The 26,313-nt window shown below is 69.8% G+C and carries 17 protein-coding genes; 10 read left to right on the forward strand and 7 right to left on the reverse strand.

The features are described from left to right. Nucleotides 1-438 precede the first annotated feature (438 nt). Together O0S08_RS41090 and O0S08_RS41095 are read right to left on the reverse strand one after the other, a co-directional pair. Complete coding sequence (locus tag O0S08_RS41090; protein WP_269034975.1) at nucleotides 439-3,789, reverse strand: protein kinase domain-containing protein; 3,351 nt, start codon at nucleotides 3,787-3,789, stop codon at nucleotides 439-441. Further along, nucleotides 3,786-5,858 (reverse strand): SIR2 family protein, encoded by a 2,073-nt coding sequence (locus tag O0S08_RS41095; protein WP_269034976.1) that lies wholly within the window; start codon nucleotides 5,856-5,858, stop codon nucleotides 3,786-3,788. Before O0S08_RS41095 ends, O0S08_RS41090 begins: the two co-directional genes overlap by 4 nt. A 617-nt stretch (nucleotides 5,859-6,475) precedes the next feature. Here O0S08_RS41095 and O0S08_RS41100 point away from each other — a divergent pair. Then, nucleotides 6,476-8,113 (forward strand): hypothetical protein, encoded by a 1,638-nt coding sequence (locus O0S08_RS41100; RefSeq protein ID WP_269034977.1) that lies wholly within the window; start codon nucleotides 6,476-6,478, stop codon nucleotides 8,111-8,113. 295 nt (nucleotides 8,114-8,408) lie between these two features. Here O0S08_RS41100 and O0S08_RS41105 read toward each other — a convergent pair whose 3' ends face one another. Beyond that, nucleotides 8,409-9,245, reverse strand: coding sequence for a hypothetical protein (locus tag O0S08_RS41105; RefSeq protein WP_269034978.1), 837 nt, complete (start codon nucleotides 9,243-9,245; stop codon nucleotides 8,409-8,411). Between the two features lie 40 nt (nucleotides 9,246-9,285). Here O0S08_RS41105 and O0S08_RS41110 point away from each other — a divergent pair, with 40 nt between their 5' ends. Next, nucleotides 9,286-9,963: a hypothetical protein gene (locus O0S08_RS41110; protein ID WP_269034979.1), complete on the forward strand. Its 678-nt coding sequence runs from the start codon at nucleotides 9,286-9,288 to the stop codon at nucleotides 9,961-9,963. A gap of 99 nt (nucleotides 9,964-10,062) precedes the next feature. Here the strand turns inward: O0S08_RS41110 and O0S08_RS41115 are convergent, their stop codons facing one another. Next, on the reverse strand, nucleotides 10,063-11,169 hold the full coding sequence (locus tag O0S08_RS41115) for a PcfJ domain-containing protein (protein WP_269034980.1): 1,107 nt from the start codon (nucleotides 11,167-11,169) through the stop codon (nucleotides 10,063-10,065). Nucleotides 11,170-12,194: 1,025 nt separating this feature from the next. Here O0S08_RS41115 and O0S08_RS41120 point away from each other — a divergent pair. The 3 genes from O0S08_RS41120 to O0S08_RS41130 all read left to right on the forward strand — a co-directional run bounded on the left by O0S08_RS41120 (nucleotide 12,195) and on the right by O0S08_RS41130 (nucleotide 17,548). Continuing rightward, nucleotides 12,195-13,688, forward strand: coding sequence for a hypothetical protein (locus tag O0S08_RS41120; RefSeq protein WP_269034981.1), 1,494 nt, complete (start codon nucleotides 12,195-12,197; stop codon nucleotides 13,686-13,688). Nucleotides 13,689-14,030: 342 nt separating this feature from the next. After that, on the forward strand, nucleotides 14,031-15,011 hold the full coding sequence (locus O0S08_RS41125; protein ID WP_269034982.1) for an AAA family ATPase: 981 nt from the start codon (nucleotides 14,031-14,033) through the stop codon (nucleotides 15,009-15,011). A gap of 11 nt (nucleotides 15,012-15,022) precedes the next feature. Then, entirely contained in the window at nucleotides 15,023-17,548 is a 2,526-nt protein-coding gene (locus tag O0S08_RS41130; protein ID WP_269034983.1) for a S8 family peptidase, read from the forward strand. 19 nt (nucleotides 17,549-17,567) lie between these two features. On the opposite strand, the gene pyrF is transcribed toward O0S08_RS41130, so the two are convergent. After that, nucleotides 17,568-18,299: an orotidine-5'-phosphate decarboxylase gene (pyrF, locus tag O0S08_RS41135; RefSeq protein ID WP_269034984.1), complete on the reverse strand. Its 732-nt coding sequence runs from the start codon at nucleotides 18,297-18,299 to the stop codon at nucleotides 17,568-17,570. Nucleotides 18,300-18,346: 47 nt separating this feature from the next. Between pyrF and O0S08_RS41140 the strand changes: the two genes are divergently transcribed. From O0S08_RS41140 to O0S08_RS41155, 4 genes are all read left to right on the forward strand, one after another. After that, complete coding sequence (locus tag O0S08_RS41140) at nucleotides 18,347-19,498, forward strand: serine hydrolase domain-containing protein (protein WP_269034985.1); 1,152 nt, start codon at nucleotides 18,347-18,349, stop codon at nucleotides 19,496-19,498. A gap of 491 nt (nucleotides 19,499-19,989) precedes the next feature. Continuing rightward, nucleotides 19,990-20,496, forward strand: coding sequence for a hypothetical protein (locus O0S08_RS41145; RefSeq protein WP_269034986.1), 507 nt, complete (start codon nucleotides 19,990-19,992; stop codon nucleotides 20,494-20,496). A gap of 454 nt (nucleotides 20,497-20,950) precedes the next feature. After that, complete coding sequence (locus O0S08_RS41150; RefSeq protein ID WP_269034987.1) at nucleotides 20,951-21,337, forward strand: hypothetical protein; 387 nt, start codon at nucleotides 20,951-20,953, stop codon at nucleotides 21,335-21,337. A gap of 62 nt (nucleotides 21,338-21,399) precedes the next feature. After that, nucleotides 21,400-21,951: a zinc ribbon domain-containing protein gene (locus O0S08_RS41155; RefSeq protein ID WP_269034988.1), complete on the forward strand. Its 552-nt coding sequence runs from the start codon at nucleotides 21,400-21,402 to the stop codon at nucleotides 21,949-21,951. A gap of 85 nt (nucleotides 21,952-22,036) precedes the next feature. Here O0S08_RS41155 and O0S08_RS41160 read toward each other — a convergent pair whose 3' ends face one another. Continuing rightward, on the reverse strand, nucleotides 22,037-23,293 hold the full coding sequence (locus tag O0S08_RS41160) for a radical SAM/SPASM domain-containing protein (protein ID WP_269034989.1): 1,257 nt from the start codon (nucleotides 23,291-23,293) through the stop codon (nucleotides 22,037-22,039). A gap of 614 nt (nucleotides 23,294-23,907) precedes the next feature. Further along, nucleotides 23,908-25,065, reverse strand: a complete 1,158-nt coding sequence (gene dusB, locus O0S08_RS41165; protein ID WP_269034990.1) for a tRNA dihydrouridine synthase DusB — start codon at nucleotides 25,063-25,065, stop codon at nucleotides 23,908-23,910. 138 nt (nucleotides 25,066-25,203) lie between these two features. Between dusB and O0S08_RS41170 the strand changes: the two genes are divergently transcribed. After that, entirely contained in the window at nucleotides 25,204-26,289 is a 1,086-nt protein-coding gene (locus O0S08_RS41170) for a fibro-slime domain-containing protein (protein WP_269034991.1), read from the forward strand. Nucleotides 26,290-26,313 lie beyond the last annotated feature (24 nt).

Raw genomic sequence — 26,313 nt, forward strand, 5'->3', positions numbered from 1 at the left:
CGGACCGTGCAGACGGGCCTCTCCTGTTCCGCATCGCTCCTTGAACGCGTGCTGCGCCCCGTACCCCGGGAGGACTCATCGCGCTTTCTATTCCGGACTCGTGCGCGGTGGACGTGGCCTTCGCCGCGAAGTGATCGGCTCGGCTCCCCCATTGTTTCTCTGACGAGGCTGCAGGCTTCACTTGATGTTGCGGCCCGCGTTCTTGCTCCCTCCGTAGAGGCTCTTGACGCCCCGCTCGGGCCACGAGGATCTCTCCTCGCACCTGGGGCCTGCTACCGGGCGCTCCGGCGCTTACCCGGACGGGACTTTCACCCGCTGGAACGGTGCAGCATGACGCGGCCGACCCGCCCCCTCCGGGGTCCTGCTCGTCCGTGTCTTCAGGACGCACCACCTGGCCAGGATACCCGACCGCGACGCGGCGACCGCGACGCGCGAGGCTCACCGCTTGAGTTCGAACCCGCCGGCGACCGGCGGCCGCATCACCGCGCCGGGCCGGTTGGTCAAGAAGAGCTGCGCCGACTTGTTGGCGGGGTCGATCCGCAGCACCCGCTCGTAGTAATCGGCCGCGCGATCGTAGCGGGTCATCGATTCATTGACCTGGGCCAGGCCGACCAGCGCCGTCAGGTTGCGCGGGCTGGTCTGCAGCAGCAATTGCTCGTAGTACTTCTCGGCCTCGGGGTAGTTGCCCATCGTCTGCAGGCCCTGGGCGATGCAGCGCAGCACCTCGATGTTTTGCGGCTTCTCCTCGCGGACCTGCTTCAAGATCTTCACGCCGGCCTCGGCGTCGCGGGCCCGCACCTGGAAGCAGCCCTCGTCGATGCGCTCCTCGATCGTCTTCTTCGGCTTCTTCGTCGCCGACGGTGGCTTGTCGTTGCCCGGCTTGGCTGTGGTGCTGCCGTTGGACCTGCCGGCGGTGCCCGACTCGGTCTCGTCGAGCGGGTCCGGCTCTGCGCCGCCGGTGGTGGTCTCGGCGCTGTCACCGGACGGATCGGGCTCGGACGTGGCGCCCTGCAGCTGCTCGGGCTTGTCGCCGGTCGGAGAGTTCGGCGCGCTCGTCACGGTCGCCGGCGGCAGCTCCGGGCCCATCTTCTCGAAGTGCGGGTCGTCCTGCTTCTGCGGCGCCGGCGGTTCGACGCGCGGCACGTCGCGCTTGGCATCGTGCTCGAGCGACGACGGCACGAACGGGCGCGAATCACTCTCGCCGCGCTCCTCGCCCTTGGCCGTCTCGCGCAGGCTCGGCCCGACGATCTGCAGCGCCAGCAGCACCAGCGCCGCGCTGGCGCACAGCCCCAGCAGCGCGTACACGCCGCGCCCCGGCGCGCGGGCGTACTGCACCGGAGCGACCACCGGTTGCGCCGGCGCAGCCGCTCGCTCCTGCAGCATCCCCGTCGTCGCTCGCGGCGCCTTCTCGGGCACGTCGACCTCGCCCGCGATCACGGTCGCGTCGTCGTCGAGCTCCATCTCGGCCGCCGTCGCCTGCACCGCCGTCGCCGACAGCGCCGCCGTCGCCAGCGTCGCCTCTTCCGTGCCCGCCGCGTCCTCCGGCTTCACCGTCGCCCGCGCCATCGACGGCGCCGGAGCCATCGGCCCCGCAGCCATCGGCGGCGCGACGCTCGCCGGCGCGGACATCGGCGGAGTCATCGGCGCCGCTTTGGCCATCGGCGCCGCAGGCCTCGACGCCTCGACCATCGGCGCCTCGAGAACCATCGGAGCCGCCCCCGGCGTCCTCTGCGGCGAGATCGGCTGCGCGGCGGCCAGCGGCCCCGACTCGGGCAGCGGCAGCGTCTCGAACATCCCGGTCCACGTCGGCGCCATCGCCTTCTTCGGCGGCGCCGGGATCTCCACTTCCCGCTCGGCCCAGGCCGTCGACAGCGCCTGCGTGAACTCGGCCGCCGAGCGGAAGCGGCGCTCGAGCTCCCACGCCACGCCCTTCTTCAGCACGTCCTTCATCAACCCGCCGCAGTGCAGGCGGTCGATGAAGCGGTCGGCGTCGCGGACCACCTCGAGCGGCAGCTCGGCGCCGTACAGCCCGAACACCGCCGTCATGGCCAGGCCGTAGATGTCGGCGCGGTGGTCGGCGTCCTGCGGCCGGTTGAGCACCTCGGGCGCGGAGTAGATGAACGAGCCCATCGGGCCGGTGCGGGTCGAGCCCAACGTGTCCTGCTCGCGCACCAGGTCGAAGTCGGTCAGCTTGGCCGCGCCGCCCTCGCCGAGCAGCACGTTGGACGGCTTCACGTCGCGGTGGACCAGCCCGCGCTCGTGCGCGTGGACCAGCGCCTGGCCGACGGCGACGACGCCCGCCATCACTTGATCGGCGGTGAGCTGCCGGTCGAGCACCGCCTCGTGGAGCGTCCCGCCGGACATGTACTCCATCACGAAGAAGTGGCGGCCGGCCTCCTCGCCGTACGGCTCGAGCACCTGGACGATGGCCGGGTGGCGCAGCTCGGACATCTTCCACGCCCCGCGGAAGAAGCGGTCGCGGCGGGTCTTGTCCTCGGCGAATTGTCCGTGCAGCACCTTGAGGGCCACCTCGCGCTTGGCCGACTCGTCGCGCGCGTGCCACACCGTCGCAAACCCGCCCTGACCGATCTGTCCGATCAGGCGGTAGCGGCCGCGCGCCAGCACGTCGCCCTCGCGCAGCTGCGCGCCCTCGCGGAACTCTCGCTTGAGCGCCGCGATCTCGGCCTCGACCTCGCTGGTCGTGTGGCCGTCTTCCTCGAGCTGCTGGCGCTTCGTCAGCGCCGCCTCGAGCTTGCGGCCGAGCGTCGCCTTGGCGCCGGCGACCTTCAGATCGAGCGGGCCGCCGGCCCCGAACACGCGGGCATACACCTCGTTGCGGAACGGGTCCATCCCGCGGCACAGGCCCGTCAGCTGCAGCTCCTTGCGGTCCTCCTCGCCGAGCTCCTCGCCGTCGACCAGGCGGCGGAACAGCATGGCCAGGCGCGCGTCCTGGGTGACCAGGCGGAAGATGTTGTAGAAGTGGATGTTGCGCGGGCTCTCGGCGACGATGCTGGCGACCACCGCGTCGACGTCGTTGGCGTCGAGCTTCTTGGCCCCGCGGGCGGCGCGGTTCCACAGCGCCTCGAACACCAGCTGGCACAGGAACACCGAGCCCGCCGTCAGCTCGTACACGCGGGCGACCAGGTCGGGCCCCGCGAACGCGCCGGCGGTGGCGAGATACGACGCCAGCTGGCTGACCTGGGCCAGCGACAGGTCCTCGAGCGCGATCTCGATGGCGACGTTGAACGGCGACCAGCGCGGGTCGGAGATGAAGCGCGACGAGTGGGCCGCCCCGGCCAGGACGAAGGTCAGGCGCAGCAGCGACTCCTCGTGCGCGCGCAGGTTGAAGAAGGTCCTGATCTTGCTGAAGATCTGCTCGCGGCACTCGACGTGGAGGAGCACGTCGATCTCGTCGACGAAGATCACCAGGCGGCCGGGGAACGCGGTCAGCCAGGCCTTGAACACGTCGCGCGGGTCGCCCTTGCCGATCGGCGCCGGGTCGAAGTTGGCGCTGCGGGCCACCTCGTGCAGGAACTGGCGCCAGAAGTCGTCGTACGAGCGGACCACGAACGGCGACAGGTCGACCAGCGCGCAGCGGAACTCCGGCGCCGGCAGCGACGACATCGTGCGGGCGATCAGGCTCGACTTGCCGCTCTGCCGCGGCGCCGCGAAGTACGGGTAGTACTGGTTGTCGCGGATCTGCTCGACCAGCTCCGCGTCGGCGCCGCGGCGGATGTACGCCTTGCCGGCGAACGCCCCTGCCGCCCGGTACGGGTTCTCGACCGTCACCGGTAGCTCTCCTTCTTGCGCACCCGCGCCGCCAGGTCGGCGTCGCCGATCCCGGCCGACTCGTCCTTCCACAGGTTGAAGCACAGGCACTGGGCCGGCTTCGGCAGCATCTTGGTGCGCTCGCGGATCGTCGCCCGCTCGGCCTCCGCCACCGCGCGGGCCCGCGGCGGCAGCAGGGCCAACAGCCGGCCGAGCTCCGCCTCCGTGAACGGGCGCAGCTCGACCTCGGGCCAGTCGCCGAGGTTGGGGTTCGACAGCTCGAAGCTGGCCAGCACCTCGGCGATCGGGTCGCGCGTGGTCACCACCAGCCGCAGCGCCCCGGTCAGCTGCGTGACCACCCGGTACAGCGCCGGCACGAACCGCTGCGCCACCTCGGGCGTCAGCCCGCCGAACTCGTCGAGCGTGAGCAGCAGCGGCCGCTGAGCCGCGGCCGTCTGGACCTCGCGCCAGCCCTTGAAGCCCTGGCCGTAGGCGCGGCCGACCTCGGCGAAGAACTCGTCGAGGAACAGGTTCACGTCGTCCACCCGCATCATCTGCAGGTCGAGCAGGCACACCGCCGCGCCCGCGCCGCTCGGCCACGCGCGGTCGGCCCGCAGCAGCAGGCTCGACTTGCCGATCGAGAAGTCGCCGCGGACCACGACCACGTGCGCGCCGCCCTCGAGCGCCTCCGCCAGCGCCGCGTCGGCCGCCCGGGCCACGTACGACGGCGCCGACAGCCCGAGCATGCCCGCCTTCTGGAACGGGTTGATCCCGGGGGGCATGCCCGTCTGGACATGTACCGAAGGACTTGTCCCCGCGGACATGCCCGTTCCGCCCTGTCCGCTAGAACCTGTCCCTTGGGGCACAGGAAGGACGCCGCCCGCCGAATTGTCCGGCGCGCACTCGGCCTCCGCGTGGGTCCCGAGCACCGCGACGATCGAGCCGGCGGTGTGCGACGACGCCGCGTCCGGGTCAGCCGGCGGCACGATGGGCCGCAGCCCGCTCTCGCCGGCGAAGAACAGCCCGCTCTGGCTCGTGCGCGCCCCGCTGTCGCCCGGCCGGGCCCCGCTGTCGCCGGCGTGGTGGGCCCCGCTGACGGGCGCCCGCGACTCGGCCATCCGCTCGGCCAGCCGCGGCAGGAACACGTGGGCGTCGATCCCCTTGTAGAGCGCCACCCGGGCGCGATCGATCCCCGGGCGCAGCGCCGCGAGCAGCCGGCTCGACCCGCGCACGATCGCCGCCTCGTCCTCGGGGTAGAACGCCCACGCGATCTTGATCGGCGCCAGCCCGCCCTGGACCATGGCGATCAGCGAGCGCGTGAACACGTCGTCCCAGCCGCTGTAGCCGAGCACCACCAGGGTGCGCGCGCTGATCAGGGCGGCCAGCGACGCCGCCAGCTTGGGCCGCTCCTGGCCGAGCTGCGCGGGCGTGTGCAGCGTGTCGGTGCGGAACCAGTCGCCGTGGAAGTGGACCACCAGGCAGCCCTGGCCGTCGACGCCCGAGAAGCTGCCGTCGCCGTGGAGCGCGGCCGTGTACGCGCGGCCGCCGGCCCGGCGCACGCTGATCGACACCAGCGGGTCGAAGTTCGACGTCAGCACCAGCGGCCTCGTCGCCGCCGACGCGCGCGCCAGCACCTGGCCGAGCGCGTCCGCGGCCGGCGGCAGGTGCCAGCCCTCGAGGTCGTCCTCCAGCGCGCGGCACGCCTCGGGGTCGAGCGCCGTCGACAGTGTCGACGACTGCGACGACGGCCGGCGGGCCAGCAGCACCGCGCGTCGGATCACCGCGTTGGCCGCGTCCGGGTCGCGCGTGAGCAGCAGGTGGCGAAACGCCGCCTGGTAGCGGTTGTCCGGCTCCTTCGCCAGCGCCGCCTCGAAGCGCTGCAGCTCGCGGGGATGCTGGTACTCGCCGCGGATCAGCTCGATCACCCCGTCGACCCGCGGCACCCCCGGCTCGCCCGCCCGGCTCGGGGCCGTGACCGCCGAGCCCACCAGGTACACCAGCTCTTGCGCCCGCGCCGACAGCCGGTCCAGCAGGTCCTCGTCGCTCCCGAACTCGAACGCCATCGAACCGGCAGAGGAATCGGCGGGCATCGTGTCACCCGAGGATACCTCACGCCCGGCCGCCCGGCCTCGCCGCCCGCCATGACGACGTCGACAGCGTCCCCCGCCTCCCGGCGCGTTCGCGCGACCCTGCGGAGGCCGTCTTCAGACCCCGCGCGATTCCGCGCAACCGCCGTGGGATCGCCTCCCAACGCGGCCGTGCCGCCCATCTCGCCAGGCCGAGCCCGCCGCAGACGAAGACTCCCACCTGCATCCGCCCCCCGCGAGGGCCGCAGCGGCCGCCCGTCCTCGGGCGGCGCCCACATCCTCGCCGTCCCGCGAGCGGACCCCGATCCTTCTCCCGAGGACATGTCTCAACGGTCATTCCACGTGAACCTATAGACATGTCACAAAAGACATGTCCAAACAACCATGCCCGAATATTTCAGGCACCCGCGTCGCCATCCCCTGCGCCCCACTCTGACATACACGCGCTGCAGCGAACGGGCACCGCCGACGCGCCGCGGAGATGACGCGAGTCTGACCGACGTCCTTTTCCGGCGCGCGGGAGGCTGTCACGATCCCCCGCGTCCTGGAGGACTGACATGGCTCTAATTCCCTTTTTTAGAAGAAGTACTTCGCGACGTTCCCTCGTGTTGGCGTCGGTCGTGAGCGCCACCCTGACAGCTTGCCCCGATACCCCCGGAGAGACGACCGAGACCACCGGTAACGACACCTCGACCGGCACCGACACGGGCGACTCGACCGACACCACGAGCACCGGCGGCTCGACCGACGCGCCGACGACCGACCCAACGACCACCACCGACGACAGCACCAGCACCACCGGCGAACCGGAGCTGAGCCGCATCGAGAAGATCCTCGCGGCGCTCGGCGTGGCCATGTACGAGTGCCCCGAGCGCGTGTGGCCGGACGTGCAGGACAGCTACCGCGCCCGCCAGGTCCTGCTGGCCTCGGTGCTCGAGAACCGCGCGTGGCTGTGGAACGACCAGGTCAGCCAGGCCGAACCGCCGGCGGTCAGCGACGGCCCGCTCGACGGCTTGCCGCCGGAGTGGACGGCGTCCTTCAACGTGGGCGTTCTGCAGAACGTCCAGACTCTGGGGATCTCCCTCGACGAGACGGCCGCGCAGAACGAGGCGATCGCGTCGGCGGGCCTCGAGGTGTGGCCCGACGCCGCGATCTCCCTCGCCTTCCACGAGGGCTTTCACTTCCTCAGCGCGCAGGACGACTGGAACGTGGGCAACGGCAGCCGCACCGCCCCCTACCCCGAGCCGTGGCAGCCGCGCTACCTGCGAGCCGCGCTGCTCACGGCCTTGCTCGCCGCGGTCCAGGGCGACGCCGACGCGCTGCCGGCCGCCGCCTACTGGCAGGCCCAGCTGCAGGCCGAGTTCGCCGAGGAGCTGCAGGCCGGCCGCCGCTACGAGTGCACCGAGGGCAGCGCGGAGTATGCCTCGCTGATGATGAGCGCGCTGGCCGAGCTCGGCTGCGAGGCCAGCGACGCCGAGCTGCTCGCGCTCGCCAGGGAGCGCGCCGACGACGGCCTCTTCCTCGGCATCGCCGGCTACAACCCCGGCCGCGAATTTTATGACCTGGGCGTGCTCGCGGGCCTGCTGCTGCGCGAGCAGCAGGTCCCCGGCTGGGAGCTCGAGGTCGAGGACGGCACCCCGCCGGTCGAGCTCGCGCTCGCGGGCGTGACTCCGGCGTCGCAGCCCGACGACCCCGCGCTGCAGGCCAGCGTGCAGTCGGTGGTCGACGCCCGCAACGCGTCGCTGGCCACCCTGATCGAGCCGATGCTCGAGCACATGCAGAGCGCCGAGTACACGCGGATCCCCGTCTCCTACGGCTGGATCGCCGGCTCCTTCCAGGTCGGCGGCTTCTACTACCTCGCCGAGGACCCGGCCGAGCCGGAGGTGCTGCTGAGCTTCTCGGCCGAGCTCGACCCGCCGTCCGGCGTGGCGATCTCCGTCCAGCAGCTCACCGCCCTGACCGGCGTGACGACCCCCTGCGCCTTGCCGGCCGGGAACTCGATCGTCCTGACGATCCCGACCGCCGACCTCGAGGTCGCGGCCGACAAGGCGACCGCCACCAACGCCAGGCTGAAGTTCTCCGGCCTCGAGGTCGAGGCGACCACCGACATCGGCGGCCTGCCGTGGCTGTGCCCGGTCGACGGCGGCGGAGCCGGCAACGCCCCGCCCGCCGAGCCGAACCCCGTGCTCGACGAGCTGCGCGCGCGGTCGAACGCCCCCCACCACCCGCTGCGGCGGCTGACCGACGCGAACGGATGAATCATCGTACATGTCCCCAGGGACATACATGAAAGACCACGCGTCCGGCCGGGCCCGCGCCCGCGCGGACGCGTTCCTCATGAGGCCGGCATCTGCTAGCCGCTCCTGTCGGGCCATCACCGGCGCGTGCCCCGAAACGGACTGACATGGTCGCGCTGCCGACGAGCTCCGCCGAGCGCGAAGATGCTGGCCAGCGAAGACGGCGCCCGGGTGACGGACGGGCTACCCGGACCCGCGGACGGTGCCACGATCCCGCTCGTCCTGGAGGATGACCGTGTTCCTGTCGACCGCCTCGTCAAAGAATCCGCGACGTCCCCTCGCGCTGGCGACCGTCGTGAGCGCGACGCTGACAGCGTGCCCCGATGACACCGGAGGCGAGGCGACCGACCTCGACGCCAGGGAGGCCAGCGAGCCGGAGCCGAGCCGCGTCGAGAACATCCTCGCCGCGCTCGACGTGGCGATGTACGAGTGCCCCGAGCGGGTGTGGCCGGACGTGCAGGCCAGCTACCGCGCCCGCCAGGTCCTGCTCGCCTCGGAGCTCGAGAACCGCGCGTGGCTGTGGAACGACCAGGCCGGCGCGGGTGAACCGCCGGTCGTCCGCGAGATGCCGCTCGACAGCTTGCCGGCGGAGTGGGCGGCGTTCTTCAACGTGGACGAGCTGCAGGGCGTGCGCACTCTGGGGATCTCCCTCGACGAGACGGCGGCGCTGAACGACAAGCTCGCGGCCGAGGGGTTCGACGTGTGGCCCGACACGGCGCTCAACTTTGCCTTCCACGAGGGCTTCCACTTCCTCAGCGCCCAGGACGACTGGAACGTGGCCGACACCGGCCGCTACGCCGCCTACCCCGAGTCCTGGCAGCCGCGCTACCTGCGAGCGTCGCTCCTCACCGCGCTGCTCGCCGCGCTCCAGGGCGACACCCACGCGCTGCCGGCCGCGGCGCACTGGCAGGCCCGGCTGCAGGCCGAGTTCGCCGAGGAGCTGCAGCCCGGCCGCCGCTTCGAATGCACCGAGGGCAGCGCCCAGTATGCGACGATGATGATGAGCGCTGGCGGAGCTCGGCTGCGAGGCCAGCGACGCCGAGCTGCTCGCGGTCGCCGAGGAGCGCATCGACGACGGCCTCTTCCTCGACATCCCCGGCTACGACCCGGACCGCGAATTCTACGACCTGGGGTTGCTCTCCGGCCTGCTGCTGCGCGAGCGGCAGGCGCCCGGGTGGGAGCTCGCGGTCGAGGACGGCACCCCGCCGGTCGAGCTCGCGCTCGCGGGCGTGACCCCGGCGCCGCAGCCCGACGACCCCGCGCTGCAGGCGAGCGTGCGGAAGGTGGTCGACGCCCGCAACGCGTCGCTGGCGACCCAGATCGAGCCGATGCTCGCGCACATGGAGAGCCCCGAGTACACCCGGCTCCCGGTGTCGTTCGACTGGATCGCCGGCTCGTTCGACGTCGACGGCTTCTACTACCTCGCCGACGACCCGGCCAGGCCGGAGCTGCTGCTGAACTTCACGGCCGAGCTCGATCCGCCGTCCGGCGTGGCGATCTCGGTCCAGGAGCTCACCGCCATGACCGGCATCTCGACCCCGTGCGCGCTGTCGGCCGAGGACGCGCTCGTCCTGACGATCCCGACCGCCGACCTCACCGTCGCGGGCGAAAAGGCGACCGCCACCAGCCCCAACGTCACCTTCTCCGGCCTCGAGGTCGAGGCCACCCCCGACCTCGACGGCCTGCCGTGGCTGTGCCCGGTCGACGGCGGCGGGATCGGCGACGCGCCGCCCGCCGAGGCGAACCCGCTGCTCGACGAGCTGCGCGCGCGCTCCCCCCACTCGCCGCGGCGACGGGTCGACGCGAATTGACGAATCATTATACATGTCCCAAAGGACATGCGACATGAAGCCGTCTCCCCGCGAGCGCGTCGGGCCGGTCGCAACCCCGCGACCGGCCCGACGCCCCGCTCAGGCCGCCGGCATGGCCAGCCGCTCCTGTCGGGCCCAGCGGGCGATGATCTCGCGCGCCAGCCCCTCGACCCTGCAGTTGGCGAACCCGCGGATCTGCACGATCCGCCGGCTGACGGGCTCGACCTCGATCGTGAAGCGCGACGCGAACTCGCCGTCGCGGCCGGCGCTGCGCAGCGACCAGATGCTCGAGATCCCGCGGACGCAGCGCCGCACGTACGTGCCCACGCAGTGGCGCAGCGCCCGTCCCTCGGCCCACAGCCCCGAGCTCGACAGCAGCTCGCCGATCTCCCACTCCGTCACCGACGGGCCGCTGTTCTCGTCACAGAAGCGCAGGCCCGCCCAACCCGCGCCCGCCCAGGTCTTGGCCGCGTTGCGGGTCTTCTGCAGCTCGAGCTCCCGCGCCCGCTGGACCTCGCGCTGCCACGCGCCGATCTGCCGCCACAGCGACTCGGGCGTGCGCGCACCGCCCGTGAACCGCGGCTCCGGCATCGGGTCGACCTGCGCGCCCGCGGAGCCGTCCGCCTCGCGCTCGCGGATCTGCGTCGCCCGCACGTACTTGACGATCAGCCCGACCTTCTCGGGCCCGATCGCATCCCAGTTGCGGATCATCCACTCGAAGACCCCGCGCCAGTACTCGTCGTGGCGCAGATCGGCGGCCAGGTCGGTCTGCAAGATCGCCAGCACCAGCTCCGGCTCCGCTCCCAGCGCCAGCAGCTCGGCCCGGCGGATCGCCGCGCGCACCGGCAGGTCCGCCGGTGATTTCAGCAAGATCTGCTCCATCTTGCGCGTCAGCTGCAGCGGCAGCCCCGTGAGCTTGCGGAACGGGCACCCGCCCGCGTGTTCGATGAACCACCCGCGCTCCTCGTCGCGCGGCGACGAATCGTCGCCGAACCACGCCGAAGCCAGCATTCGCGGCACCGGATAGCGGCCCATCAGGTGCTGCGCCAGCGAATGTACCAGCGCCAGCGGATGGCCCCGGCCGCCCTTCCAGCCCTCGACCGGCGCCTGGTGCCAGGCGTGGAAGCGGGCCAGGTTGACGATCGCCTGCACCGCCGCGACCCCGCCGTCCAGCAGGTTCGAGCGCTCGCTCGCCGCCCATACCATCCTCGCGAACATCTGCTGCGCCGTCACATCGCCGCGCAGCGCCGAGAGACCATGACTCACCGCGTGATCGATCGTCCGCCGCGCATGCCGGCGGAAACAAATAATATTGGACACACGACTCTCCCTGCGCGCGGCCATCACCGCACGCCGTACGAACCGACGATTCGACGCGTCGCGCGCTCGTCGTGCCGATTCGGTCGCCGGCGTCGCGGCGGCTCTCCGCCGCGCGCACACCTGACCCAATCGCCGCCGATGGCCGCAGAAGCGGCGCTCACGACCCGTCGAGGACTCTTCGTAGGACCGGCGCCGCGCCCACTCACTCACGGGCGCGATCAGCCGGTCTCAGGAGAACCGAACGAACATGCCGGGGAGAATGCACGCACCCCCCACCTCTGTCAAGCACCATTCGCACGAGCGCCCCCGCTCGCCCGCATCTGCATCGGTCGACCGGCGAATTACATGTCCCGAAGGACAGCCGGGCATTCGCCCCACCCCATTCGCCCCACCCCGAGGAACGAAGGTCCGCGGCGAGCCTCACCCATGGGGTGCCCTGCTCCCACCTCGCGACCTCGTCGAGCCCGAGCCCGCAGCCGCGATCGCAGCGTCCTCGTCCTCGCACCCGCATCCTCGCCGGGCGAGCTCGCGGACCGTCGCTCGTCGCAGAGAGGCCAGACGACCTCTCTCTCTACCTGGTTCCCGTCGAGCCCGAGCCCGCTGCCGCGCTCGCAGCGTCCTCGTCCTCGCACCCGCATCCTCGCCGCGCGAGCTCGCGGACCGTCGCCCGTCGCAGAGAGGCCAGACGACCTCTCTCTACCTGGGCCGCCGGCCGCTCCATGGTCCGCGCCGCCGCCGTCGCAACGCCCGACATCGCCGACATCTTTTCTGCAATTCGACCTCGACGCTCGCACCGCCCCGGCAGCGTCAGCCCCCGCTTGCAGGCCACGCTCTCACGCCGCACTGCGCTTCGCCGATCCGCGATCTCCGCGGGTCGTGCCGCGCGAGCATCTGATGCTACGTTGCCGGCGATGCCTCGCCTCGCCCTCGCATCCCTTGTCCTCCTCCTCGCCGCCTGCGGCGACGATCCTGCGACCTCGACCGGCGACACGAGCGGCCCCGGCCCTGCGAGCGCCACCCAGACCTCCGGCACCACCGACGACGACCCCGCGCCCACCGGCACCACCACGAGCACCGGCAGCGGCCCGGCAACGACCACGACCACGGTGACCGGCGATCCCGCGACCACCGACGCGCCCGTCACCGGCACCACGGGCACGGACACCACCGGCCCCGGCGTCGACACCGACACGACCACGGACACGACCACCGGCCCGATGGTCGAGCCGATCTGCACCGACCCACCGGCCTGCGCCGACGTCGAGCCCACCGCCACCGAGCACGAGCTGGGGCTCCTCGACGGCTGCGCCTTCGCCCTCGCGCCGAGCGACTTCGCGGCCGGCATCGCCCGCGCCGACGCCCTGCTCGAGCGCACCGGCACTGCGGTCACCATCGACGACGTCCTCGGCCAGCTCAACCGCGTGGGCGTCCCGGGCCTCTCGGCCTACCAGGCCGAGCGCATGAAGAACCACGACTACGTCGGCTTCCGCTGGAACGACGGCGACGGCGCAGTCACCTACTGGTACCCGCAGGGCATCACCGGCTCGAGCGACGCGCGGGCCGATCACAAGGTCGGCGGCAGGCGCGTGCTGCTGGTCTCCTGGTACCACAACATCGACCGCGAGCCGACCGATCCGCCGGCCCGCGGCGTGCGCCTCAGCCTGGTCGACATCACCGACCTCGACGACGTCCGCTACCGCCACCTGCTCCTCGTCACGCCGACCGGCGACGGCCCGGACGTCAACTTCGAGGCCGCCAACACCAAGGCCGGCGACGCCCTGCACGCCGGCGGCATCACCTGGGTCGGCGACCGCCTCTACGTCGCCTCGACGTCGGCGGGCTTCCGCGTCTACGACATGTCGCGGATCTTCGAGACCACCGCCAGCGACGACGAGAACGCGATCGGTATCGCCGGCGGCCAGGTGCAGGCCCACGGCTATCGCTACGCGGTGCCGGAGATCGGCCGCTACAACCTCACCGCCGACTCGTGCCCGCTGCGCTTCTCCGCCGTCTCGCTCGACCGCAGCGCCGACCCGCCGGTCCTCGTCACCGCCGAGTACCAGACCGACCTGACCGGCCGCATCGCCCGCTGGCCGATCGACCTCGACAGCACGCGGCTGGTCGAGAACGGCGGCACGGTGTTCGCCCGCGACGCCGCGATCGCCGGCCAGACCCGCATCCAGGGCGCGGTCACCTACGACGGCGTCTACTACATGTCGTGCTCGAGCCAGACCTCGCAGTGGGGCCGCCTCTACCGCAACCTCCCCGACTCGACGAGCGAGATCACCGCCTGGCCCGACGGCCCCGAAGACCTCTACATCGAGCGCGACCTCGAGCTGATCTGGACCGCCGCCGAACACCCCGACAAGCGCGTCACCCTCGGCATCCCGATGCAAGGCTATTAACCGAGCTCCATTGGCGCGGCAACCGCGGCTCGCCGCCCTGATATGCATCTGCGCAGCTCTTCTTCTCGTAACTCTCAAGCAATCAGGCCAAGCACAACGAGACGGAGTTCCGGCGCCTGTTGGATCTCCACTCGTTCGTGAACTTTTTCGCCCACCGTACAGAACGGTGATCGCGCCGCGCTCTCCGCGCAAGCACCGCCAACACTGGAACCGCGCTCTAGGTTTCCAGATGGGCATTCTTGAGCAAGATGAAGTATCTGAGAAACCTCGGCGCCGTGTCCGCGCGACTTTCATCACTTTTCTCGAACGGCGGCTCGCGCAGTATGATCGGCACAGACGGACATGGCGACCGCGGACCAACTCAAAGCGCTCATCCGGAGCCATGGAGAGGGCGATGAAACACGCTTTTATGCCATAGCGTTGCAGGTTGCCGCGCAGGCAGCGCGCAATGGCCACACAAAATTTGCCCAGGAGCTTCGAGAACTCGTCGACAATCTCCGCAAGCATGCCGGCCCTTCGATAACCCCAGCAAAGTTGATCCCGCTAGCTCAGCCCCGAGGGGAACTTGTTGGCCTTTTCGCCGCTAGCTACCCAAAGACACGCCTCGCCGACATGGCACTCGAGCCCGCCGTCGAGCACTCGTTACATCAAGTGCTTCGAGAACAGCAAGAGCGAGAGCGCTTACTCGCACATGGCTTTCAACCGCAGCGCAAACTCCTCCTTCTGGGACCTCCGGGCACTGGAAAAACGATGTCCGCTGGCGCTCTCGCCGGTGAACTGGGACTCCCCCTGCTGACCATTCAGCTTGACAGTCTTATCTCCAAGTATTTGGGCGAAACTGCCGCCAAGCTCCGGCTCATCTTCGATGCGATCGCTGAGACACGCGCAGTGTATTTATTCGACGAATTTGATGCTATTGGAGGCGAGCGCTCAGCAGTCAACGACACAGGCGAAATCCGCCGGGTAATGAGTTCGTTTCTTCAATTTTTGGAGCAGGACGAATCCCAGAGCTTGATTCTTTGCGCGACAAATCACCCAGCGCTTCTTGACCGTGCACTATTTCGCCGTTTTGACGCCATAATCGAGTACCTACTGCCATCACGTGAGGTTGTCTCTAAGATTATGGAGTCCCGTCTCGGCCTCATGGACACCTCATCCGTCCAGTGGAGCCGGGTAGCGCGCATTGCCGCGGGACTCAGTCACGCGGAAATCTGCCGGTCCTGTGAAGCCGCCGCCAAAAACGCCCTCCTGGCTCACCGTAGAACCATCAAGACCGCCGACCTTACGGCAGCTCTTGCCAGCCGCCGTACCGCGCAGGTATAGTCCATCAGGTCATGGCGGCACCTCGAGATCGTTCTCATCTCATTCTTCAAGATCCTCCCGCTACCGAGCCATTCTCTCGAAGCGGCGGCGGCTCACAAAAGATCCCGCCGCCCTTAGCAGGGAGACCGGCACATGGGCAACAGCTGACGCGCTCAATCGAGAAGGCGGAAGCAGATGGATATGTGCGCAGAACCAATCGCCCATTCACTGTGACAAGTGCAATATCCGGACTCTATATCGAAGTTGAGAGTCAGCCTGGCGTTGCATTAGCGACCGCGAGCTTGCAAGACTTGCGCAAAGGGATTGAGGTCGTCAACCAGACCGAAACCATCTCCACAACTGGAGAAACGCAATCCTTAGTACAGAAAGCGACCGTGTTCGTGCCGGACGGGCAACTTGCGCACTTCATTAAGCGTCTTGAAGCCTACTCCCAGTTGACTCCCAAGAGGCCCGGAGAGCGGCGCTACGAAGATACATTCGACCGTATCGGAGCACTACGCCTCGCAACCGTGCGTGCCCTTTGGACCGACGAAGAAGGCGGCTTTCCACCGGATGAGCAAGTCATCTGGTGGGAGCTCTGGCTTCGAAGAACGGACGGAGGCGAAGTACGTCGCCTTCGCTCTTTTGCCGAGTCGTCGCAGATACTGCTAGGCGAGCGCCATATGACGTTTCATGATCGAATCATCATACTCGCTCATGCGTCCGCTGAGCAAATCTCTACGTCCATTGATATTCTGGCCGACCTTGCTGAGCTTCGTCGCGCGAAAGAGCTCGCAACGTTTATCGTGAATGAATCACCGCAAGCACAAGCTGCCTGGGCACAAGAACTCGCTGAGCGTCTCATTGCCCCCTCATCGGATGCCCCTGCTGTTTGTGTTCTCGATACTGGCGTGACGCAGGGACACCCCCTGCTGGCTCCGGCGTTGGATCTGGCAGATGTTCACGCCGCCGATCCGCGATGGGGTGGGCATGATGATAGCAGAGGACACGGTACTGAAATGGCCGGTCTCGCTCTCTTTGGCGACCTCGCGCAGGTCATAGGTTCGTCAGGCCCTGTCGTGCTCCGACATCGCATCGAGGCCGTCAAGCTCATTCCACCTCGCGGCCGTAACGCGCCAGACTTATACGGCGCAATCACGGCCACCGCGGTGAGCTATCCGGAGGTCCAAGCACCTGCGAGAACTCGAGTTTTCTCGATGGCTATCACATCATCCGATCAACTTGCTCGCGGAAAGCCCTCGTCGTGGTCCGCATCTATTGACGCCTTGTCTGCAGGGCGAAGTATTGACGCAAGTTCGAATGAATTGCTCTACCTCGACAATAATAATTTTTCCCGGCTGTTTGTCATAGCCGCCGGAAACATCGATCCTCCCGAGAAAGATCATCTGACTCGCAGCGATTTAGAGTCAATCCAGGACCCCGCTCAAGCATGGAATGCACTCACTGTTGGCGCTTTCACTGACCGAGCGATCATCACCGATCCACATCGGGCGGGCTGGGAGCCTCTGGTCAAACCGGGGGAGCTTACGGTTTGGAGCAGTACCTCGGTCAGCTTCGCCAAAATCTGGCCTATAAAGCCGGACGTCGTCGCGGAAGGGGGAAATGTGGCCGTTAGTCAGAGCGGTACACTTGATTTTCCAATCGAAGAGTTATCCTTGCTGACCACTTACTGCCGACCGGATCAAAAAGCTTTTACCCTGAGTTGGGCGACTAGCGCAGCATGCGCTCAAGTCGCCCGCATGTGCGCTAGGATTGCCAGTCAGTACCCCTCGTTCCGCCCTGAAACCATCCGCGGAATTGTGGTTCACTCCGCTGAATGGACGAACACCATGCTGGGTCACATCGCGTTAGTAAAGAACAAAAGAGCTCGCCTCGCGCTCGTCAGGAGATACGGATTCGGTGTTCCCAGTGAATCCCGAGCTACGCGAAGTGCATCTAACAGCCTCACTCTTATCGCTCAAAGCGAGATTTGTCCTTTTGCAGAGGGTAAACTACGCGAGATGCATCTTTACAATTTACCGTGGCCCACCGAGATCCTCGAATCACTTGGCGACGCACAAGTCCGTCTCCGGATTACGCTCTCATATTTCATCGAGCCCAATCCCGCTCGTCGTGGCCGGACGGCTCGCTTTCGCTATGCTTCGCATGGACTGCGTTTTGCTGTTAAGCATTCTGTTGAGACCGTCGAGGAATTTCGAAAACGCATCAATTCTCGTGCACTGACTGAAGATGAAGGCCGGCCTAGCAAGCCCGATGACAATGGTTGGTTCCTCGGCGAATCAGCACAAACCAGTGGCTCATTACATGCTGACATGTGGCATGGCACAGCTGCGGACCTAGCCGCCCGTGGAGTCGTAGCTGTATATCCAGTGTCGGGATGGTGGAAAGAGCTTAAGAGGCAAGACCGAAGTAATCTGGGAGTTCGATATGCCTTGATCGTATCGATCGACACGGCGGCGATAGATATAGATATCTGGACTCCGGTCGCCGTCAAAATCGGCGCTCCCATTGCAGTGCCCGCCGTTGCACACCCATAGTTTTCGCGTGCCAGCCCCGTCAGTTCGCCTCCGCGCCGTCGAGCATGTCGGCCACGATCGCGTCGGCCGCGGCGGCCGGGTCGGGCGCGCCGAGGATCGGCCGCCCGACCACCAGGTACGCGGCCCCGTCGGCGATCGCCTGACCCGGCGTCATCACCCGCTTCTGGTCGCCGACGTCGGCCCCGGCCGGGCGGATGCCGGGCACCACGCAGGCGATGCCCGGGGCCGCCGCGCGCACCCCGGCCAGCTCTTGCCCGCTGCACACCACCCCCGCGCAGCCGGCCGAGCGGGCGAGCGCGGCCCGCAGCGCCACCAGCTCGGCGGGCGTGCGGGTGTGCCCGGCCTCGGCGCAGGCGGCCGCGTCCTGGCTGGTCAGCACGGTCACCGCCAGCACCCCGAGCTCCGGACCGGCCTCGGCCACGCACGCCTTGAGGTGAGCCAGGCCCGAGCCGGCGTGGACCGTGATGAAGCGACAGCCGAGCGAGCGAGCCGAGCGGATCGCCCCGCACATCGTGTTGGGGATGTCGTGGAGCTTGAGGTCGAGGAAGATCTCGAGGTCCGGCACCTCGCCGCGGAGGCGGCGCACCACCTCGGGGCCCTCGGCCACGAACAGCTCGAGCCCGACCTTCAGCATGCCGACGTGGCCCTGCAGCGTCTGGGCCGCCGCGACCGCGGCGCGGGCGTCGGGCACGTCGAGCGCGACGATCAGGCGGCGACGCAATTCGGACTCGGAGGCGACGGGCAGCGGCATGGGCGGCGATCTAGCAAGCGCGCCGCGGGTGTTGCAAGCTCGCCGGCGTGCGTGAAGATCCGCATCGCGACCTGTTCGACCTCCTCGAGGACGGCGTCCGCGCCGGCGTCTACCCGGGCTGCGTCGCCCTCGTCTGGCGCGACGGCGCCGAGGTCTACCACGAGGCCCACGGCGACCTCGGCAGCTACGAGGGCGCCCCGGGCTACCTGCGCGCGGTCAGCCGCGACACCGTCTACGACCTCGCCTCGCTGACCAAGGTCCTGGCGACCACCGGCCTCGCGGCCCTGGCCGTCGCCGAGGGGCGGGTCGAACTCACGACCCCCGTCCCGGCCGAGTGGGATCGCGCCTGCCCGGGGGCCACGCTGGCGCACCTCCTGTCTCATAGTTCAGGCCTGCCCGCGCACCGCGAGTACTTCGCCGACCTCAAGCCCGGCCGCCCCGAGCGCGTCCTCGACCGGATCGCCGAGACCCCGCCCGAGTACCCGCTCGGCAGCAAGGCCGTCTACAGCGACCTCGGGTTTATGATCCTCGGCGCCTGGCTCGAGCGCCTCCACGGCAAGCCGCTCGACCGCCTGTTCGACGACAAGATCGCCTGGCCGCTCGACCTCCACCGCGGCGACGTCCCCCGCCTCGGCTTCCACCGCATCCTCGGCGCCCGCGGGCCCTCGTCGGCCCAGCAGCACCGCGTCGCCCCGACCGAGGTCTACGACCCCGCGCTGCACCCCGAAGGGCCGCCCAGCTGGTTCGCCTGCCGCGCCCCCGTCCGCTGCGCCCACTACGAGGTCCACGACGACAACGCCTTCGTCATGAGCGGCGTCGCCGGCCACGCCGGCCTGTTCGGCGACGCCGCGGCGGTGCTCGAGCTCGCGCGCGCCTGGCTCGAGTGCACCCTGCCCGGCCTCCACCCCTCGCTTCGAGATGTCTTTTGGACCATGTCCAAAGTACCAGGTTCCACGAGACAGCTCGGCTGGGACAGCCCGAGCCCCGACGGCAGCGGCACCGCCGCCGACGTCCTGTCCGCGCGCGCCTCCGGTCACACGGGGTTCACGGGCACCAGCCTGTGGATCGATCCCACCCCGCCCGACGGCCGCGGCCCGCTGATTGCGATCTTGCTGGCGAACAGGGTCCACCCGACGCGCAACGGCCCGCCGATCCTGCCGCTCCGCCAGCGGTTCCACCGCGCCGCCGTGCGCCTGTAGATCGCGCGCGACCCGGGCAGTTCCTCCGCGCGGCCGCGTCAGAGGCGACGCATGGGCCACGCAGTGCCTCTGCGAGCGCGAAGCCCGGGCAGCACCGCGGCCCCACCCCGCCGCATCAGAGGCGACGCATGGGCCACGCAGTGCCGCTGCGAGCGCGAAGCCTGGCAGCACCACGGCCCCACCCCGCCGCGTCAGAGGCGACGCATGGGCCACGCAGCACCTCTGCGAGCGCGAAACCTGGGCAGCACCGCGGCCCCCCCCCGCCGCGTCAGAGGCGACGCATGGGCCACGCACGAAACCTGGGCAGCACCGCGCCAGCGCATGGCCGTGCATTTCCCTCCTGCATCACCACCGCCGCGCTCGTACGCGAGCTCGACGCCGGGCGGTCGCCGCCGCCGGTGAACGCGCCGCCAAGGGCCGGTAATTCCGCCCCAGAGGCCGCGCGGCCCCTCTTCACCCCAGGCCGCGGGCGTGCGATCCTCCGCGCCACGATGCCCGTCCGCCGCGCCGTCCCGTTCGTCCTCGCCCTCTCACTCAGCACCGCCTGCGCCGGCGAGGCCAAGAAGGCCGAGCCCGAGGTCAAGGCCGAGGAGCCGAAGAAGGTCGAGGACGACGCGATCGCCAAGCGCCGGGCCGAACGCGAGGCCAAGGCCAAGGCCGAGAAGGACGCCGAGGACGCGCGGATCGCCGCCGTCAACGCCCTCGCCACCCTCCCGCCCAAGCTGCCGAAGGACATCAAGAAGGCCTGCGACGCCGTCGCCGACGCCCAGCTCAAGTTCTTCGAGCGCATGTTCGAGGGCCCCGAGCTCGAGAAGCTCAAGGCCGCCCAGGGCACCCAGCGGCCGATGACCGTCAACGGCTGCACCGGCCTCGGCAGCATCGAGGCCGCCGCCTGCCAGGTCGCCGCCCTCGACGCCGCCACCGACAAGACCCTCAAGTCGTCGATCTCCGACATCATGCGGGTCTGCATCGAGAAGTACGCCAAGCCGGCCGGCTGAGCACCTGCCCCTTCGGACCTGTCGTTTCGAACAGGCTATCCGAGGTTCGATTCGAGCCCGCCGCGCGCCGACGACGACGCGCGAGCAGGCTCATGACGAGCCCGCAGAAACCTCCCGCGGAGCTCTCTCGACAACCGCACCCGCCGGGGGCGGTGTCCGTGTCTCCGCCGGTGAACGCCGCGTGAACCAGGTCGCCGAGCGCCGGCACCTCGCTCCGGTACAACCACGCGACCCACGCCGCCAGGCCGGGCAGACGCGGACACGCGCGACGTACCGCTGCAGGACCACGAATAGCGTCGCTTCCCGACCTGTCGCTCGCGCCCCGCAGGTCCTGGCCTGCGCTCGCCGTCGGAGCTCCGCACCACCTGACCCCCATCGATCGCCGGCCCCCGCCTCGGGCCGCGCGTCTGCGCCCGCGGGCGCGCAGCCCCTCGTGGATGCTACGCTCCCGTGCATGCACGACCTCCGCGACGTCGGCGGCACCCCCGGGGGGCTCCCCGTCTTCTTGCTCGGCCTCGGCATGTTGGGCGCGGGCGCGTACCTGCTGCTGAACCAGGTGATGGTCCACAGCGGCTACTGGAGCTTCTGGGGCGACAACACCTTCGGTCTGACCTTGCTGCCGCTGCTGTTCGGGATCGGCTTCCTGTTCTACAGCGCGCGCTCGATGGTCGGCTGGGCGCTCACGGGTCTGGGCGCCGTCTTCATCTTCGTCGGCATCATCGCCAACCTCGAGATCCATTTCCGCCCGACGACCCTGTGGAACACCCTCGTGATCCTCACCTTGCTGGTCGGCGGCCTCGGCCTGGTGTTCCGCTCGCTGAGGCCGATGCGGCGGCGCTGAAGCGAGCCCATCGCGGCCGCGCGCATTGACAGCCCGGGCGGCCGCGTGGTGCCATTCCGGACATGGCCCCGCCGCCCTTACTGCCTACGACTCGCCTCTACGCCTGCCCTGCCTGCCGCGAGCACATCAAGTCGGACACCTCCACCTGCCCGCACTGCGGCGCCGAGCTGCACCGCGAGGGCCGGCTGGGCCGCGCCGCCTCGGCGGTGATGGTGAGCCTGGCGCTCTCGGGTTGCCCCGCCAAGGGTGACGACACGATGGGCGGCAGCGACTCGAGCACCGGCCAGAACACCACCGGCACCGCCACCGGCAACACCACCGACGACACCTCGGGCGCCACCACCGACGGCAACTCCGGCGGCATGACCGACTCGCCGACCTCCGCCGAGCCCGAGTACGGCGTCCCCGCCACCGACACCCTCGCCACCACCACCACCACCAACACCACGCTGGAGCCCGACTACGGCGTCCCCGGCACGACCGGCGAGACCGAGGGCACCACCGCCGGCACCACCACCGAGGACACCGCGACCGTCGGCGAGCCCGAGTACGGCGTCCCGCAGACCAACACCGGCGGCCCCGAGCCCGACTACGGCGTCCCCGGCACCACCTGAGCGTTGCTGCCCGTGAGGACAGGTCCGGAGCGCCCTGTCCCCCAGGACATGCCCCTTCGGGCATGCCCGAGCGACCAGCCGCTGCTCACCCCGCCAGCACGGGCAGCCGCACCGTCGCGCGCGGCGGGGCCGCGTCCCACGGCTCCTCGACGATCTCGTACAGGCCGAAGTCGTACGGATCGCCAGGGGCGGCTTGGCGCAGGACCACGCGCTCGCGCAGCCCCTTGCGCTTCATCTGCGTCGCCCGGTAGTAGCAGAAGGGGTTGTTGCCGCGCTTGCCGATCGCGCTGTGGGCGGTGAACGAGCAGCCCGCGCGGCACACCTCCGCGTAATAGCAGGACTTGCAGAAGCCCCACAGCTCGGACGTCCCGCGCTCGCGGGCGAACGCGATCTCCGGCGCATCGTTCCAGATGTCCTCGAGCGCCGCAGTCTTCACGTTGCCGCCGGTGTAGGGCGCGGTCGGCAGCGACGGGCAGCCCTTGATCGTCCCGTCGGACTCGATGCCCATCACGAACTTGCCGGCCGAGCAGCCCTGCCAGTAGCTGTCGGGCGAGCCCGGGCGGGTGCGCAGCAGCTGCTCGTGCGGGCCGAAGTAGCCGAGGTTGTTGCCGAGGCGGACGTGAAACGCCCGCTCCCAGGCGATCCCGCGGTCCGCGGCGCGCTGCTGGGCCCAGCGCTGGATGTCCGCCAGAGTGTCGATCACCTCGAGCACCATGTACGGCTCGAGCAACCAGTCGGGGCGGTCGGCCGCGCGGCCCATCGGCGCGGTCATCTGCGCCCGCCACACCGCCACCCCCGCGTCCGCCAGCAGCTCCGCGGTCTCGCGCAGCACGTCCTTGTTGAGGCGGTTGATCTGCGAGTTCGAGGTCACCAGCATCCCCGCCTCGCGGGCGTTGCGGATGCCCTTGAGCGCCGCCGCGTGGCTGCCGGGGCTCGCGCGCAGGGTGTCGTGGGCCGCCTCGGGACCGTCGACCGACACCCCGATCGCCGCCAACCCCGCCTCGCGCAGCTTGCGACAGCGGTCCTGCGTCAGGCCGCGGCCGCCGGTCTGCATCGTCACGCGGACGCCGGCCTTCGTCATGTGCTCGATCAGCCGGTAACAATCCCCGCGCAGGTACGCCTCGCCGCCGATCAGCGTCACCTCGCGGCTGCCGAGGCGCACCAGCGCGTCGGCCACCTCGAGCAGCTCCTCGGTGCTCAGCTCGTCGGGCCGCGCGTCCCCGGCCCGCGAGCCGCAGTGGGCACACTCGTGGTCGCAGCGCAGCGTCGTCTCCCACACCACATAAATCGGTCGCGGCCGCAGCAAGTCGTCCGAGCGCAGCGCGCGTGCAGGCGAGTTCATGCGCCCACTCTACCCCATCGGGGCGCGGCCCGTCCTCCGCGCCTGCGGGCTGCGAGCCGCGTCTCCAGGAGCGGCGCAGCATTGGCACGCCCGGGCGAGCGCAGCCGTGCCCGCCGCGGACCGGCGCGCTGGTCCGCTCGCACGAGCACCCAAAACAGTCCGAACAGCAGCTCTCGTCGGCACCGAGCCGCGCGCGAGGGCCCGCGCGGTGTCGTCCGCGAGGACGTTACGAACGAACCCACGTCGCCACCTCCGACCGCACGACGCCACTTCCAGGTCGCGACTCGCTGGCCCACCTCGCAACATCACGGCTCGCTCGGCCCGCGCGCCGTCGTCCTCGAGGTCGCGACTCGCTGGCCCACCTCGCAACATCACGGCTCGCTCGGCCCGCGCGCCGTCGTCCTCGAGGTCGCGACGAGCGAGCCCACCTCGCAACATCACGGCTCACTCGGCCCGCGCGCCATCGTCCTCGAGGTCGCTACGAGCGAGCCGACCTCGCGACATCACGACTCGTTCGGCCCGCGCGCCATCGTCCTCGAGGTCGCAACATCACGGCCCGCGCGACGTCGCCTCCGCGAGATCGCAACTGGCGAGCCCACCTCACCAAATCTCCGTCACCCGCCGGAGTCGGCGTCCTCGGCGTCCGGTCCGGGTGGCGTCGCGTCGTCGAGGTCGTCGAGGTAGCCGTGCGGCAGCGCGACCTTCTGCGGCGGTCCGCTCTTGCCGCGCACGAGCCGCGCCGCCGCCGCGGGGAACGGCTCGGACGGGTCGACTTCGCTCGCCAGCGCCGCCAGCTCGGCCAGGCGGCTCGCCTGCATCAGCTTGGGCACCACCGGCTCGGCGCTGTGAAAGCCCAGGGTGTACCAGCGCGCGTGCTTGCGGAACGCCGCCATGGCTGGCTCTTCGGACATCCACGCGCACAGCCGCTCCGCGTGCTCCAGCATGATCGACCACACCTCGCCGAGCGAGGGCGGCGCAGGCGGGGGCGCGCCGGCGAACGCGGCCGCCAGCTCGCGGAACAGCCACGGTCTGCCGAGGCAGCCGCGGCCGACCACGACCCCGTCGCAACCTGTCTCTTGGACCATGCGCATGGCGTCGCTCGCCTCCCAGATGTCGCCGTTGCCGAGCACGGGGATCGTCCGCACCGCCTGCTTGAGCGCCGCGATCGCCTCCCAGCGGGCCGAGCCGGAGTACAGCTGCGCGGCCGTCCGCGCGTGCAAGGCGACCGCCGCGCAACCCTCCGCCTCGCCGATCGCCCCCGCCTGCAGATAGGTCAGCAGCGCCTCGTCGATGCCCATGCGGAACTTCATCGTCACCGGCACCGCGCCGGCCGCCTTCACCGCCGCCCGCACGATCGCGCGGAGCAGGTTCGGCTTGACCGGAATCGCCGAGCCGCCGCCCTTGCGCGTCACCTTGCGCACCGGACAGCCGAAGTTGAGGTCGATGTGATCGACGCGGCCCTCGCCGACGAGGAAGCGGACCGCGCCGGCGATCGTCGCCGGATCGACGCCGTACAGCTGCAAGCTGCGCGGCGACTCGTCGGCGCCGAAGTCCGAGAGCTGCAGGCTGCGCGCGTCGCCGCGCACCAGCGGCCCCGCAGTGATCATCTCGCTGACGTAGAGCCCCGCGCCGAAGCGCCGGCACAGCGCCCGGAACGGGTAATTCGTGATGCCCGCCATGGGCGCCAACACGACCGGCGGCCACACCCGCAACGGCCCGATCTGCAGCGCAGACGATGATCCCGACTCGCGCCTCGCCTCCGTCGTCGTCACGCCGCGCTCATAACACAGGCCCCTCCTCTGCGCCCAGAGCGGCGCACATGTCCGCGACGTAGGTGGCGTGCGGTGGCAAATCCACCGTTGACGGTTCGCGCCCGCCGCGGCCACGATAGAGGCATGAGAGTTGGAATGATGGGACGCGAAACCGCGGTCGCGCTCTTGCTCGCGACCGCCTGTGGGAATTCGGGCAACACCACCGCCGGCGCCGACGGCACCGAGACGCAGGCCAGCACCACCGACACCAGCGCCGGCACCGCCGGAGATCCGTCCGGAGGCGTCAGCGACAGCGAGACCGGCACGCCGACGACCTCGGCCGGCAGCAACTCCGGCGACAGCGACAGCGACACCGCCACCACGACCACCACCGGCGAGACGACGACCACGACCACCACCTCGCCGACCACCGAGACCGGCCCCGACACCACGACGACCACCACGTCCCCGGGCACCACGACCGTCGACACCACGACCACCGGCGACACCACGACCACCGGCGACACCACCATGGGCGTCGACGACACCGGCGACAGCAGCACCACCGCCGACCCCGGCACGAGCACCAGCACCGGCGAGCCCGACACCACCACCGGCGACCTCCCGTGCGGCAGCGTGCTCAAGGCGACCATCCGCGACTTCGCCTTCGCCCACCCCGACTTCGAGAACTACAGCGGCAACACTGCCTACAAGGGCCTGGTGAAGGAGGACCTCGGCGCCGACGACAAGCCGGTCTACGCCAACCCCGGCCCGACCCCGCAGACCAGCGGGCCCGCGGCGTTCGCCCAGTGGTACAACGACGTGCCGGGCGTCAATCACACCTTCCAGGTCGACCTGCCGCTGACCGAGATCCAACCCGGCCTCTATCAGTTCGCCGACAATACCTTCTTCCCCATCGACGGCCTCGGGTTCGGCAACGAGGGCCAGCCCCACAACTTCTCCTTCACCACCGAGATCCACACGACCTTCTTGTACCTCGGCGGCGAGGTGTTCACGTTCATCGGCGATGACGACGTCTGGGTGTTCATCAACGGCAAGCTGGCCCTCGACCTCGGCGGCCTCCACCCGCAGCTGATGGACTCGGTCGACCTCGACGACCAGGCGAACTACCTCGGCATCACCCCCGGCGAGTCGTACTCGCTGGACGTCTTCCACGCCGAGCGCCACACTGACCAGTCGAACTTCCGCATCGACACCACGATCGCCTGCTTCATCCCGATGTGACGACCGGCGCTCGGGTATGCTGCG

The organism is Nannocystis punicea (assembly GCF_026965555.1).
GTDB classification, from domain to species: Bacteria; Myxococcota_A; Polyangia; order Nannocystales; family Nannocystaceae; genus Nannocystis; species Nannocystis punicea.

Coding starts and splice junctions, on each gene's coding strand:
- O0S08_RS41145 (WP_269034986.1), top strand. CDS start 19,990: ATGCCCGTCCGCCGCGCCGTCCCGTTCGTCCTCGCCCTCTCACTCAGC.
- O0S08_RS41125 (WP_269034982.1), top strand. CDS start 14,031: ATGGCGACCGCGGACCAACTCAAAGCGCTCATCCGGAGCCATGGAGAG.
- pyrF (WP_269034984.1), bottom strand. CDS start 18,299: ATGCCGCTGCCCGTCGCCTCCGAGTCCGAATTGCGTCGCCGCCTGATC.
- O0S08_RS41095 (WP_269034976.1), bottom strand. CDS start 5,858: ATGCCCGCCGATTCCTCTGCCGGTTCGATGGCGTTCGAGTTCGGGAGC.
- O0S08_RS41150 (WP_269034987.1), top strand. CDS start 20,951: ATGCACGACCTCCGCGACGTCGGCGGCACCCCCGGGGGGCTCCCCGTC.
- O0S08_RS41130 (WP_269034983.1), top strand. CDS start 15,023: ATGGCGGCACCTCGAGATCGTTCTCATCTCATTCTTCAAGATCCTCCC.
- O0S08_RS41115 (WP_269034980.1), bottom strand. CDS start 11,169: ATGGTATGGGCGGCGAGCGAGCGCTCGAACCTGCTGGACGGCGGGGTC.
- O0S08_RS41155 (WP_269034988.1), top strand. CDS start 21,400: ATGGCCCCGCCGCCCTTACTGCCTACGACTCGCCTCTACGCCTGCCCT.
- O0S08_RS41160 (WP_269034989.1), bottom strand. CDS start 23,293: ATGAACTCGCCTGCACGCGCGCTGCGCTCGGACGACTTGCTGCGGCCG.
- O0S08_RS41170 (WP_269034991.1), top strand. CDS start 25,204: ATGGGACGCGAAACCGCGGTCGCGCTCTTGCTCGCGACCGCCTGTGGG.
- O0S08_RS41105 (WP_269034978.1), bottom strand. CDS start 9,245: ATGTCGAGGAAGAGGCCGTCGTCGATGCGCTCCTCGGCGACCGCGAGC.
- O0S08_RS41120 (WP_269034981.1), top strand. CDS start 12,195: ATGCCTCGCCTCGCCCTCGCATCCCTTGTCCTCCTCCTCGCCGCCTGC.